Below are 13,313 nucleotides of genomic sequence, written 5' to 3' on the forward strand. Positions count from 1 at the left end.
AGGAAATAAATTAATCTACAGAGCCGGTTGTCAGCAGCTGATCAAAAGAGACAGGGAATAGTGGCTCAATTAGCGATAAAATTGCTTTTGCATACTCCTGAATTTCTTTCTGAGCGTCATGCTCCAGTCTTTGATTTAAAAAATGGGCTACAGATTGAACTGAAGCTGTCCAGTACCAACGAACGAATAATCCATAAGCAGGTAGAAACAGTCTTGCTTGTTCAGCACATATACCATCTGCTAAAGCTGCTTCATACTTAGATAATCCTAACTCGGTGTATTCTTGAAGCTCACGGGTGTATTTTTCACCAAGCTCCCATGCAATGATGTCACCACTGCCTTGTTTGGAATTCTCTGGTTTGGATCTCCATTCTCCCGCAGCAGGTTGATAAAAAACGGGTTCTTCTGTTATGTATCTTCGGCTGGATTCGTTCCAGGCTTCCAAGCTATCTCCAGTACCTTCGTAATGGGCAGAACCGACTACGTATTTCCACCACTGTCTCGCAACCATTAATGGGGCATAAACCTCAAATTGAGTGATGGCATGGCGGAAAGGAGAGGTATGTCCTTCACGGGCAAGGAATTTTATTAGTTTAATATCCCGATCACTAAGCTCAAAAGATTGTTTTGCATAAGAAACACGCGCAGCGTTAGCAACCGTTAAATCTGAGCCCATATGATCTACTAATCTTACATAACCTTCATTTAAAACTTTGATTGTTGTCAATTTAATGTAGCCTCCTTTTCCAAAGCAGAGTAAATGAGTTCGTCACACCATTGTTGATTGCAAAATCTAGTCTCTCTGAGGATTCCATCCCTAATCATTCCTGCTCTAATCATAACTTTTTCAGATTGAAGATTCTCTGCATTGGCATAGGCAACGACTCTATGGGCATTAAGAGAGCTAAAGGCGTAGCCTATCAGTGTTTTGACGGCTTCTGTCGCATAGCCCATTTTCCAGTATTCCGGCAGTAAGACCCAGCCAATCTCCCACTCTCTGATCTCTTCCCAATTTAACTTTATACTTACGTTGCCTATGGGGGTTCTATTTTGCTTTGTACATACTGCTAGATCATAATGCTCACGCGGATCGCTGGTAGTCTGAGTCAGAATCGAAAGGAAGTTCTCTTTAATTTGTTTTGCATCTGGTGCGGTGTTTTCATATTTGTGAGACAAAGGATTAAGTTCCAGTTCTTCATAAAAAGAAAAATCATCGCTTGTATAATCTCTTAATATCAATCTGTCGGCTATTATTTCCATGAGTTAATACCTCCTAATCCATGATTATAATGGAAGACTCTGTAATTATCACGGAGTAAATTCACTAGAAATACAAAAAAAAATTTCTGTAAATTTTTCTCTAGTAAAATTGTGGAATTGTGATACAGTAATTAAGGTTTATATATTTAGAGGGGGATGTAAGGAAAATGAAAGCTATTAAATGGAGCATCACTGCAGCGTTAGCAGTATCTATGTTGGGTCCAATACATACAGTGAAGGCGGCAGATACGCGTAACGTCGATTACGATCAAGGTAGTATTTTACGGAGTGTCAGTTCAGTTTCGTCATCATACAATGAAGGCAATCCGCAGGTTGAAGATTTGATTTTTCAGATGGATGCTACCGAAATCACTGTTGGGGACAATGTTCCGGTACAAATCTATGCTAAAGATGCCGATGGCATTTCCGAACGCGTTCCGTTAGCTCAAGCAAATGTCGTAATTGAAAAGCCTTATTTGCTGCAAAAGCAAGCCGATGGCACAATGAAAGCCTTAGCGGTAGGAGAAACGAACGTAACGGTCATTTCAGGATCAGATTCCAAAACAATAAAAGTTTCGATCAGTGCGGACCATGATATTGATCAAGGTGCATTTGTTAATGGAACAATGTATTTGCCGGTTCAATCGGTTTTTCAAACGTTGGGAGCAACAGTCCAAGTTAATACAGCAACTAAAATCTTTAGCATTCGCCTAGGAGATTTACCAATACAGCTTCAACTCGGAAGCGATATTGCAATGGTGAATGGTGCGAAGGTCAAAATGAGTGGTAAAGTGCAAAAGATCGACGGATCTACAGTTTTTCCTGCCACGCTTTTAAAGACTGCACTGTCAGCAGAGTTAATTTGGGATGGAAATTATCAGACGATGGAGATCTACTTCGGCAAAGCAGAGTTGTTCGCCTATACGAAACAAACCGCGCAGATTTTTAAGAAAGAAGAACAAGGAAACCTCGTTAAGTTCATTGGAAAAACATATTGGCTCAATCAATTCGACTCCGATTATAAGTTCCAAAAAGTCACTATTGTAGATATTTTACCTGATTATGAAGGTGAATTCGCCATTTCATTTAAGGTTTTATCAACGGGGCAAATTCTTAACTCTTATACAATGTCGGGGGATGAGTTGATCCGTACATTAGGAAATAAAGAATATTTCTTAACAACGGATCCATTTAAGACCTATAAGTGGTCGGATGCGATTTGGAGTAAGATTAAAAAGAGCATAGTTGCTACTGGGATGACCAAGCAACAAGTGGAGTTTAGTTGGGGTAAGCCTATAAGTAAATCCACATTATCAGGTAGTGGCATTCAAGTGGAGACCTGGCAGTATGGTAATTATAACTATGTTACCTTTACGAACGGTGTTGTCTCCATGATTTATACGAATTAATTCTTCCTAACTTCTGCGTTACTTTAGTCATAGAGCCTGTCTTTGCGACATATCATTTTGGAGAAGCACTTTCAGAATTAAAGTGTTGACTATTGTTGGCCGAAATGAGGGGTTTATTCATGGCAAAGTCAAAACGTGGACATGCACTTTGGAATTTACCATCAAGGGGCAGGGGGACTTGTCCAATCTGTCAGAACACCCGTATTAAGCTGCTTTATCCCAAGAAAAAAACGGATGGAGCAGTCGTTAAGGTCTGTAAACGCTGTGACAAGGCTCCGCAGACGAAAGTGGATGCCGTGTTGATTTAAAAAGAGTACACAAAAAGAGGCTGTCTCAAAAGTGGATTTTTCTACGTATGAGGCAGCCCTTCTCATGAATAAAACAAAGAAGCACTTCTCTAATAAGAGAGGCGCTTCTTTTAAATTTTACAGAGATTTAGTACGTATATGATTATTTCGTTATCCGATTAATGACCTGTTCGCGTCTAGGACCCACGGAAATCGTAGTAATACGCGTGCCAATAGAGGTTTCAATAAAATCAATGTAAAGCTTAGCTTGTTCTGGCAGATCTTCGAAGTCGGTGATCTGAGAGATATCGCAGTTCCAGCCAGATAAATGCGTGAATATCGGTTTTGCAGAGTTCAGTTTATTCGTAGCCGGGAACTTGTCGGTGATCTCTCCATTTTCAAGCTCATAAGCCACACAAACTGGAATCTCTTCCAAATAACCAAGCACGTCAAGATTAGTCAACACGACTTCAGTGGCACCCTGCATTTGGCAACCGTAACGAGTAGCTACAGCATCAAACCAGCCCATACGTCTAGGACGGCCAGTCGTAGCCCCGAATTCCCCGGCATCGCCACCTCTTGTACGAAGTTCATCCGCAACGGGCCCTTCTAATTCCGTAACAAAAGGTCCAGCGCCGACACAACTGGAATAGGCCTTGGTTACAGCGATGACATTCGTGATAGCTGCTGCAGGAAGACCGGCACCGACAGGTGCAAACCCAGCAAGTGTTGAAGAGGAGGTGGAGTAAGGATAAATACCGTGATCAGGATCACGCAGAGCCCCAAGCTGGCCTTCAAGTAAGATAGTCTCTCCCTTGGCATAAGCCTCTTGCAGCAAGTCTGTTGTATTGGCTACATAAGGCACTAGCTGTGCAGCTTCTTCTTGCAGCTGAATCATTAATTCCGAGATTTGGATCGGCGCTTTCTTATATAAATGCTCAAGTAAGATATTTTTGGAAGCGAGTAATTGTTCAAGACGTTTCTCAAGTCGGGCGGTATCAAATAAATCCGCTACCTGTATGCCTAGCTTTGCATATTTATCTGCGTAAAATGGTGCGATTCCTCGTTTTGTTGAACCGAATCCTTGAGATCCCAGACGTTCCTCTTCTAGTTCATCAAACAAACGATGGATTGGAAGCACGATTTGCGCCCGTTCGGATACGAATAATCTAGGCTTTGGCACACCTCTATCCGTTAAAGCTTTCAATTCTTTTATTAATACTTCTGTATCAAGTGCTGTTCCGGGTCCAATAATGTTTGTAACGGAAGGATAAAATACCCCAGATGGCAGCATATGCAATGAAAATTTTCCATATTGGTTTATGATGGTATGCCCAGCATTACTACCACCTTGAAAACGAACGACAAAGGAAGATTGTGCAGCTAGCACATCCGTCATTTTTCCTTTTCCTTCGTCGCCCCAGTTTGCTCCTACAATTGCAATTACGGTCACGCGTTTTCGCCTCCCAAGCTTGTTTTTGGCTACAGGACTAAGTATAATGCTAGTTAAATCATTAGGAAAATTGATATAAGTTATATCTATTATAAGGTGGAGTAATGACGTGGGGATGGACATTAATTTGGAGTGGTATCGCTCTTTTTATTGGGTAGCGAATACTGGGAGTTTAACTGCTGCGGCAGAACGACTCAATATTACACAACCGGCAGTAAGTCACACGATTAAACAATTGGAAGAAAAAATGGGCGGCCCGTTATTTTTTCGCACTTCTCGCGGGGTCGATCTAACAACAGAAGGAAAAGTACTGCTAAGCTTTATTGAGCAAGCCTTTCATCATGTAGACATGGGCGAAAGAGCGATCGCAGATATGAACAATCTGAACAGCGGCGAGATTCATATCGGAGCAAGTGACACCTTATGCAAATATTATCTGTTACCTTTTTTGGAGCAATTTCATGAACAATTTCCCAATATCCGCATTCATATTACGAATCGTACGACACCAGAAACACTTACGCTTTTAAAAGAAGGGAAAATTGATTTTGGTATCGTCAGCTTGCCGACATCTGATAAACAGATTGATTTTCGCAAAAGTACTCAGCTTCAAGATTGCCTGGTAGGGGGCAAAGGTTTTCGTCATTTGGCGGACAAGACCATGCCGCTTGCAGTCATTCAGCAGTATCCGTTGTTATGCTTAGAAGCGGGTGGCAGCACCAGAAAGTATATGGATCAGTTTTTAGCTTCTAATCATCTGACAATTACACCTGAATTTGAACTGGGAAGTGTGGATTTGCTTGTTCAGTTTGCGAAACGTGGTTTTGGCCTTGCTTTTGTTATTCGTGATTACGTAACCGAAGAATTGAAAAAAGGTGAGCTTGTCGAGATTCCTCTGGACCCGCCTTTGCCAGAACGTAACATAGGAATTGCTACCCTGCGTGGAGTTCCTCTTACAGCTGCTTCAAAGTCTTTTCTAACATTATTAGAGTAGAATCAGGAAAGAGCTATTAGAGCATACATAGTGAAGAGGAGGAAAGGTAATGAATCCTTTACTGGCTCGGCTGCGCAAGGGATACGGGAAAAAGCTTCGGGCGCTTCATACCTGGAATGGCTGGCTGGTTGTGTTGCTCACACTCACAGGACTTGTGCTTGTAGGTGGCTTCTGGCGTGGCTTCTTAGGGGAAGGCAGAGTATGGATCAAAGGGCTTCATATCGTGGTCGGTGTCGCTTCGATTATTCCGGTTATTTATTATTTGCTGCTGGCAGGTAAACATTGGAAACAACTGAAGGAACGGCCTTGGCAACGTTTTAATGTAATCGTTGTACTTTCATTGCTGCTCGGCTGGTTCGTTTCAGGAGTGCTACTCTGGCAATTCCGCGTGGTGGGTCCACATGTATCGAACGTTGCTCTGGTCGTCCATGACTTATTGACCTGGATAGGCCTTCCTTATATTATTTATCATTCTTTGACTCGGGTAAAATGGCTTAAAGAACCGAGCCGGCGGATAGTGAAAAGTGGCATTGAGACAGGTAGCCCTTCGAATCATCGGGAAACCCCGCAGCCGGTTTATACACGTAGAGCTTTCATACGCGGATCGATTGGTGTTGGGCTTGCGGTCACTATAGGTCCATCGTTTATAAAATGGCTCGGCAGTTCAATTGGAAATATCGGGGGCAGCGAAACAATTGATAAGCTAATCGAAAGTGATCGTAATCAGTTGTTGCCTGCACCCCAGCCACTGGCGGCATCCTCACCCCCTCTCGGAGGAGGGGCGCAAGGACAATTCCGTGTTTACACAGTCACTCCGATTCCAGAGTTTACGAACAACAATTGGTCTTTTACGATAGATGGGCTTGTGGAGCAGAATTTCAAGTGGAACTGGGAACAGTTCGTAAAGCTGAACCGGACCGTTCAGGTGAGTGATTTTCACTGTGTGACAGGCTGGTCAGTCTATAAGAATACCTGGGAAGGAATCAAGCTAAAAGATCTTTTGAGTCAGGCCGGTGTGAAGCCCACAGCTAAGACTGTGAAATTCTATTCGGGTGATGGTGTATACACGGATACGCTCACATTGGAACAAGCTGACATGGATGATGTGCTGGTCGCGGTAATGCATGATGGAAAGCCGATTCCTAGCGATCTCGGCGGTCCTGTACGGTTAATCGTTCCGAAGATGTTCGCATACAAGTCTGTGAAGTGGCTGAACCGGATTGAGCTGATCGAAGGCGATCATACGGGATATTGGGAGCAACGCGGGTATTCAAATGATGCGTGGGTATAAAATAGGGATCGTTAACCTTAATGGGCTTATTGCCTGTTAAGGTTTTTTTGTTGATTAATTCCTTATTTTTTTAGCATATAGCAAATGAAGAGACGTAATAACAGAAATTGCTCCATACAATAGAAGTGACTGGATGCAGGAGGTGGTTGTGATGAACGGGGTTAGAGCCATAAAGCTGTTGGGACTTATTCTCGGTGTGGTACTACTGAACATTATCGTGTTGTCACCAGGTTTATTAGGGGTGGAAATCGGAGGAACCAGTGTATTTGAAATAGCTTTAGGTGTGACATTGTTGTTTGTTAGTCTACTTGTTGTTCTTTACGGAAGTTATATTTTATTGTTTAAACCTTCATCTATCCCTGCTGTGAAAACACTGAAATCTTATGAGGATTATATAGCCGCGCTTACTCAATACAAAAATGTCAAAGTGCTGAAAAAAGACATTGCGCTTGCTCTAGATCAGATATCCCGGATGGAAAAGAAGAGAAGTACCTTGTTAGATGTTTTAGGTCAGAGATTCGAATCCACTGAACTTAGCTTCAAAAAATTTAATGCAGTCAGTTATGAAGTAGCAAAGCTTTTTTACCTGAACATTCGAGGGATTCTGAATAAACTCAGTGTATTTGATGCCTCAGAGTTCACCCTTTTCTCCAGCCAGCATAGACCCTCGCAGTTCTCAGATAAACTGGTGCAAAAAAAGACAGCTTTGTACAATGAATATTTAGCCTACGTAACAGGGTATCTTGGGGCAAATGAAGAGATTCTGCTGAAGCTGGATAAGCTGCTGCTGGAAATATCGCTACTTGACAGTACAGATTATACAGATGTTGAAGAGATGCCTTGTATGAAGGAAATCGATGAGCTGATCAAGCAGACGAAATTCTATAAGCAATGAAGGGGAGATGTGTATGGCTAATAAAGGAAAAACAGTAGCAGTTTTAGGGACCATTACGGTGGTAGTTTTTGCTCTCGTGTATTTTGGAATCACCTTGACTTCTAATATAGGAAAAACCAAAACCCAGATTTCTTCCGAAGATGCGGGGAAGCAGCTTGAGAAGCTATATAAGAACATAAACGTGACCACTGCTGAGCAAATCAAAGGCCAGATTGACCTGGATCCTGTTGCGATTGGGGATTCACTACCAGATATCTCAAAGTTTCCTGTATCCGTAGACAATACAACAGATAGCTTTGTAGAGATATTTTCTTCTACAGAGAAATCAGGAACGGGTAATGATGGTTGGCTAAATGAAGTTGCTACAGATTTTAACAACTCTAATATTGAGGTGAACGGGAGTCATGTTTCTGTGAAAATCCGTAATATTGCTTCAGGTACAGCGACAGATTACATAAGATCTGGGAAGTATGTGCCAGATGCCTTTACCCCTTCAAATGAGCTGTGGGGCGAAATGGTAAAAGCAAACGGGATGAACACTCAGCTAATCACTAAACGCCTTGTAGGTAATGTAGCTGGTATTGTTACCAGTAAGGCGAAATATGATGAACTAATAGAGAAATACGGTTCTTTAAACGTTAAGACGGTTACAGACGCCATAGCAAATAATGAATTATCAATGGGCTATACCGACCCTTTTGCCAGTTCTACGGGTTTAAACTTTCTGGTAACAGCGCTTGGGACGTTTGGCGGTTCAGACTTACTTGGTGAGCAAGCGGTGCAGGGCTTTGAGAAATTTCAAGCAAATGTACCCTTTATTGCCTCAACCACTTTACAGATGCGAGAGGCTGCAAAAACCGGTAAGCTTGATGCTTTTGTCTTAGAATACCAGATCTTTGTGAATGCAACAGATTTGAAAGGGGGGTATGTATTCACTCCTTTTGGTGTAAGACATGACAGCCCGCTTTATGCTTTGGGTGATCTTCCTCAGGAAAAACTCGATATTATTAAGAAGTTTGCTGAGTTTGTTGAACAGGATAAATACCAGGAGCTGGGTGAGAAAAAAGGCTTCAATGGTCTTAATGATTACCAATCAGAGCTTAGTACAGTGGATGGCAGTCTCATATCCTCAGCTCAGAAGCTGTGGAAAGAGAAGAAAAATGGCAATAAACCTATCGCCGCAGTATTTGTGGCAGATGTCTCAGGAAGTATGAACGGGGAACCTTTGAACCGCTTAAAGCAATCTTTATTAACAGGCCAGAAGTACTTGGGCAAGGATAACAGCATTGGTTTTGTCTCTTACTCTGATAACGTTACAATCAATCTTCCGATTGGAAAATATGACACGAACCAGCAGTCCATGTTTGTTGGTGCGATTGATAGTCTTCAAGCAAATGGGGGGACGGCTACTTTTGACGGGATCGCGGTAGCCATCCATATGCTTCAAACGGAATTACAGCTAAATCCGGATTTGAAGCCGTTGATCTTTGTATTAAGTGATGGAGAGACCAATGAAGGGCATTCCTTGAATGATATCAGAGGTCTTATTGAGACCTACAAAATCCCGATTTACACGATTGGCTACAATGCGAATATCAAGGCGCTTGAGAGTATTTCGAGTATAAATGAAGCGGCCAACATCAATGCAGATACAGATGATGTAGTCTATAAAATTGGCAACCTGCTCAATGTTCAAATGTAAGCTATTTTTTATAGGAGGGGTTCTATGTCGTTTACTATGGAAGTCGTAAGTCAGGAAAAGCTGAAATCAGTAATTGAAGAGCAGGTCAAACCTGAGCCTGAGGAAGTATCACAACTGAAAGCACTGGCAGTAAACAATGTCTCCGCCATTCTGGATCTGAATTTAGAGTCACTGGATAAGCGGAAAGCGGTGTTGCAATCCATTGATAGCTTCGGTATGGAAACGATGAGATCCTCTTCGGACAAAAACTCCCTGTTGCAGGTTTCAGTGGGAAATTTATCAAAGACAGGGGATGAAGGCGGCCAAGTAGCGAAAGGTTTGACGGAGCTTAATCTCCAACTGAAGGATTTGGATCCCAGTGCAGTAGATTTTGCTAAGACAGGTTTTTTAGGTAAGTTCTTTAATCCATTACGTAGTTATTTTGCTAAATATCAAAAGGCGGATGCTGTCATTTCAGATATTATAATTTCTTTAGACAAGGGTAAGACCGTTCTGAAGAACGACAATACTACGCTGGAATTCGAGCAACAGTCACTTCGGGAACTTACAAAAAAGCTACAAAAAGAAATTCAGCTCGGCATGCTGATGGATCAGGAAATAGAGACGCAACTGGAAGCGGCTAAGCTGCGTGATGAGGATGAGGAGAAAGTTCGGTTCATTACAGAAGAAGTGCTTTTTCCGTTGCGGCAGCGTGTCATGGATTTGCAACAGATGCTTGTAGTGAATCAACAAGGAATTATGGCCATAGAAGTGGTTATTCGAAATAATAAAGAGCTGATCAGAGGGGTGGACAGAGCTAGAAATGTTACCGTGTCTGCCTTGAAAATATCGGTTACGGTAGCTAGTGCGCTGTATAATCAACGAATTGTTTTGAAAAAGATCGAACTTTTAAATCAAACCACCGATAGCCTGATCAGCGGTACCTCAAAAATGTTGAAAAACCAAGGGGCGGAAATCCATAAACAGTCGTTAGAATCAAGTATTTCAGTAGATACATTAAAGCAAGCATTTACAGATGTGCTATCCGCTCTCGATTCCATCAGTACTTATAAGCAGGAAGCTCTCCCCAAAATGCGTGAAACCATTAATCAGTTCAGAGAGCTGGCAGATAATGGAGAACAGCAGATTGTACGGCTGGAAAAGGGTAATAAGTTGGGGCTGTAGCCTAGCAAAATCATAAATCTGGTTAATTATGCGCCTTGAAGCTACAAATCCTAGCCTTTAGTCTGGTATGACTCCAGCCCCAAGACTGTTTTGAGCCTTCTTTTTCCCACGTATAATGAGATTAATTGAAAAACGTGAGAGGAAGGACAATAGAAATGAATGATAAGTTATACACTATGCCGATGGGAGCTCTTGATTCCATGCATATTCCAGCAGAATCACAACCCCAATCCAAAACGCGCAAACGTGGAGCAAGTCCAAAGACATATCGGAGTATTTTATACTTCTTAATCTCTTTGCCGCTTACGATTGTATATTTCGTGTTTATGGTGACAGGGCTGACGTTATCCATTGCGTTAACCCCAATATTTATCGGAATTCCTTTGTTTTTTGCAGTAGCTAAGGGATTGGATTACATCGTACAATTTGAGCAAGAGCTGGTCAGATCATTGTTAGATATTCCTAGACCTAGTGAAGAGGCCAGATCGGATATGCAGCTAGAGGGAGCGGGCTTCCTGCAACGAATGAAGTTAGGTTTTCATGGAGCGAAGTTTGCCCGTAACGTCATGCTGATTATGGGTCGATTCGTATCCAGCATTATTTTCTTTTCAATAACAGTAACTGTAGTAGCGGCTGCACTGGGCCTGATTACACTACCTGTGCTGCACCAGATTTTCTTGCAAACCATGGATTTGAACATTTTAGAGAATAGTGTGTTTGCTTTGTTCCAGATCGACTGGACATTATCCCAACAATATATCTCCTATGTAGTAGCTGGATTTGTTGTTTCCTTGTTAGCAAGTTGGGTAATTCGTATGCTTATGGATGTGCAACGTAGAATGCTGTTCGTATCCTACGAGGAAAGACAACAGTACTAATTGGAAAGAAGAGATTGTCTCCAAACAACCCTTACTGAATCTGAATAAAACACCAGACAATGATCCTTCAGTTCGTGAAGAATCATTGTCTGGTGTTTTTGGTCTGCGGGGAGGTTTGCTTTTGCAAATGATGAGCTAGTGGAAGCTGACTGATTGCTTCTTTGATTTTTTTGGTGTCGGATGTTGGTGTGGGATGTTGAAGGAATCTGCGAAATAGCTGTACTTTGTGCAGTTATTTCGAGAGCCCAAAGAATAATCCTGACTTTAACTGTACTTTATACAACTAAAAACTAGAGAATCTACTTATAAGGGAGTAATTTCAGAAAATAACTGCACGAAATACACTTATATCCAGTGATCGAGCCTTCTGTTTGATTATAGTTGTATGAAATACAATTAAACTTGAGCGCTTTATAACGCTCCCCAACTTGTGAAAAAATGTTCATAATCCCATATAAATCCTGTATAATAAGAGTTTTGAAAACGTTTGAACAAAAATCAGGAGGGGTTCTATGCATTCAAATGGATTATTTAGATGGAGCTTTTTGGGGTTTGCAGTATTAGTTTTGTTAGCGCTTTCGGGATGTTCCAGTAACGAAAATGTAAATGAAAAAGTTGCTACATCACCAACCCCCAATCCAACGATAAGCAATACTTCTAATGCATCGGAGAACCCAACCAATGTGGGGGCGGCAAAAGGTACTGTGCACATAGAAAATATAGGTGAGCGGAGAATATTTGTTTATTTACCTGCAGGGTATGAAGCTGACAGTGAGCGTTATCCTGTTGTGTATATGCACGATGGGCAGAATATTTTCAATACAAATACCAGCTCTTTAGGCAAAGAATGGAGAGTTGAGGAGATCATTGATCAGCTCGTTGCTGATGGAACCATGGAGAAGGTTATCGTGATAGGAGTCGCTTCAAGTGATGGATCAGAACGGGGAATGGAGTATGTTCCATTTCCGGACGAGTCTATTCCTTCGGATGGAGCGAGTGCAGCCGAATTTACCCAATATTTTATCAATACAGTTATTCCCTATGTGGATGGTGCTTACCGGACCATTCCCGATCGGGATCACCGGATGATAATGGGATCGTCATTCGGTGCTATTCAGGCTTTATGGATGGGGTATCAGCACCCGGAGACCTTCTCAGCGATAGGGGCTTTATCCCCTGCCACTTGGGTAAGCAATGGGCGTCTATTGGATGAGTTGGCGAAAGAGTCCGGGAAGCCTGCATTGAAGATTTGGATCGACATGGGCGTAACCGAAGGAATGCCAATTGATCCGCTTGTAACTGTACTAAAGTCAAAGGGATTTGTATTAGGGAAGGATCTATTCTTTCAGATGGACCCTTTGGGTACACATGAAGAGAAGTCATGGAATAGACGTGTACATAGTCCATTGATTATGTTCGCCGGGAAAGAGGCTGGACAATCGATCAAGCATGAAGTAAGTGACTATCTGACATTAATCGGACCAGAAGCTATCGATATACGTCTTAATTTACTAGTCACTATGGATAACGGGATGGATTTTACAATCCTTGACGGAGTTGAATATCAAGTGTTGAATCCTGAAGTAGGGCAGGTAGACAAGGCAGGTAAGGTGAGCTTCCTGAAGCCGGAATCCTTGAAAGTAAATGTTTCATTTCAAGGTGTTACTGAAGAACATTTGGTTAACTATGAGCATTATGTAAAGGTATTTAAAGTTTATGTGAAATCTCTTGATGTTGACGAGAACGGGGATGAGTTCTCCATTAATCTGAAGGCCTCTGCTCGAAAAATAAATTCAACTCCTGAGTATATCACAGCGCTAGTGAGCGCTGCTGAAAAAATCGGTATATATAAAATTAAGGAGACTCAGGAGGATGTAATTCGTATAATCTTTACTACGAAGTAGTCATAGAAATTAAAATTCAACTGAGATTATGCTCCTTTTTTGAATTTACTATGATCGTAACTAAGGGGAAATGATC

At 41.9% G+C, this 13,313-nt stretch carries 12 protein-coding genes; 9 read left to right on the forward strand and 3 right to left on the reverse strand.

Annotated elements, in window-relative coordinates; genetic code table 11:
• Positions 1-10: 10 nt before the first annotated feature.
• Both thyX and MHB56_RS27050 read right to left on the reverse strand, forming a co-directional pair.
• Complete coding sequence (gene thyX / locus MHB56_RS27045; protein ID WP_038570515.1) at positions 11-727, reverse strand: FAD-dependent thymidylate synthase; 717 nt, start codon at positions 725-727, stop codon at positions 11-13.
• Positions 724-1,260 (reverse strand): GNAT family N-acetyltransferase, encoded by a 537-nt coding sequence (locus MHB56_RS27050; protein ID WP_076275817.1) that lies wholly within the window; start codon positions 1,258-1,260, stop codon positions 724-726. Before MHB56_RS27050 ends, thyX begins: the two co-directional genes overlap by 4 nt.
• A 167-nt stretch (positions 1,261-1,427) precedes the next feature.
• On the opposite strand from MHB56_RS27050, the gene MHB56_RS27055 reads away from it, so the two are divergent.
• Together MHB56_RS27055 and MHB56_RS27060 are read left to right on the forward strand one after the other, a co-directional pair.
• On the forward strand, positions 1,428-2,669 hold the full coding sequence (locus MHB56_RS27055) for a stalk domain-containing protein (RefSeq protein ID WP_341144215.1): 1,242 nt from the start codon (positions 1,428-1,430) through the stop codon (positions 2,667-2,669).
• Positions 2,670-2,788: 119 nt separating this feature from the next.
• Complete coding sequence (locus tag MHB56_RS27060) at positions 2,789-2,977, forward strand: hypothetical protein (RefSeq protein WP_036686376.1); 189 nt, start codon at positions 2,789-2,791, stop codon at positions 2,975-2,977.
• Positions 2,978-3,119: 142 nt separating this feature from the next.
• On the opposite strand, the gene MHB56_RS27065 is transcribed toward MHB56_RS27060, so the two are convergent.
• Positions 3,120-4,409, reverse strand: coding sequence for an adenylosuccinate synthase (locus tag MHB56_RS27065; protein WP_076310423.1), 1,290 nt, complete (start codon positions 4,407-4,409; stop codon positions 3,120-3,122).
• A 115-nt stretch (positions 4,410-4,524) separates the two neighbouring features.
• Between MHB56_RS27065 and MHB56_RS27070 the strand changes: the two genes are divergently transcribed.
• The 7 genes from MHB56_RS27070 to MHB56_RS27100 all read left to right on the forward strand — a co-directional run bounded on the left by MHB56_RS27070 (position 4,525) and on the right by MHB56_RS27100 (position 13,237).
• Positions 4,525-5,403 carry a LysR family transcriptional regulator gene (locus tag MHB56_RS27070; RefSeq protein WP_341144394.1) on the forward strand — a complete coding sequence of 293 codons (879 nt, stop codon included), beginning with the start codon at positions 4,525-4,527 and terminating at the stop codon, positions 5,401-5,403.
• Positions 5,404-5,452: 49 nt separating this feature from the next.
• The gene (locus MHB56_RS27075) at positions 5,453-6,694 is read left to right on the forward strand and encodes a molybdopterin-dependent oxidoreductase (RefSeq protein ID WP_339248462.1); all 1,242 of its coding nucleotides are present in this window, start codon (positions 5,453-5,455) and stop codon (positions 6,692-6,694) included.
• Between the two features lie 151 nt (positions 6,695-6,845).
• On the forward strand, positions 6,846-7,589 hold the full coding sequence (locus tag MHB56_RS27080) for a hypothetical protein (RefSeq protein WP_076217794.1): 744 nt from the start codon (positions 6,846-6,848) through the stop codon (positions 7,587-7,589).
• Positions 7,590-7,602: 13 nt separating this feature from the next.
• Positions 7,603-9,291, forward strand: coding sequence for a VWA domain-containing protein (locus tag MHB56_RS27085; protein WP_076217793.1), 1,689 nt, complete (start codon positions 7,603-7,605; stop codon positions 9,289-9,291).
• 24 nt (positions 9,292-9,315) lie between these two features.
• Entirely contained in the window at positions 9,316-10,455 is a 1,140-nt protein-coding gene (locus MHB56_RS27090) for a toxic anion resistance protein (protein ID WP_248548134.1), read from the forward strand.
• Positions 10,456-10,610: 155 nt separating this feature from the next.
• A complete protein-coding gene (locus tag MHB56_RS27095) occupies positions 10,611-11,333 on the forward strand; it encodes a sensor domain-containing protein (RefSeq protein WP_076126026.1) in 723 nt (240 codons plus the stop codon).
• A 512-nt stretch (positions 11,334-11,845) separates the two neighbouring features.
• On the forward strand, positions 11,846-13,237 hold the full coding sequence (locus MHB56_RS27100; RefSeq protein WP_076308100.1) for an alpha/beta hydrolase: 1,392 nt from the start codon (positions 11,846-11,848) through the stop codon (positions 13,235-13,237).
• Positions 13,238-13,313 lie beyond the last annotated feature (76 nt).

The sequence above is a fragment of the Paenibacillus sp. FSL H8-0315 genome (genome assembly GCF_038005365.1).
GTDB lineage: Bacteria > Bacillota > Bacilli > Paenibacillales > Paenibacillaceae > Paenibacillus_AQ > Paenibacillus_AQ odorifer.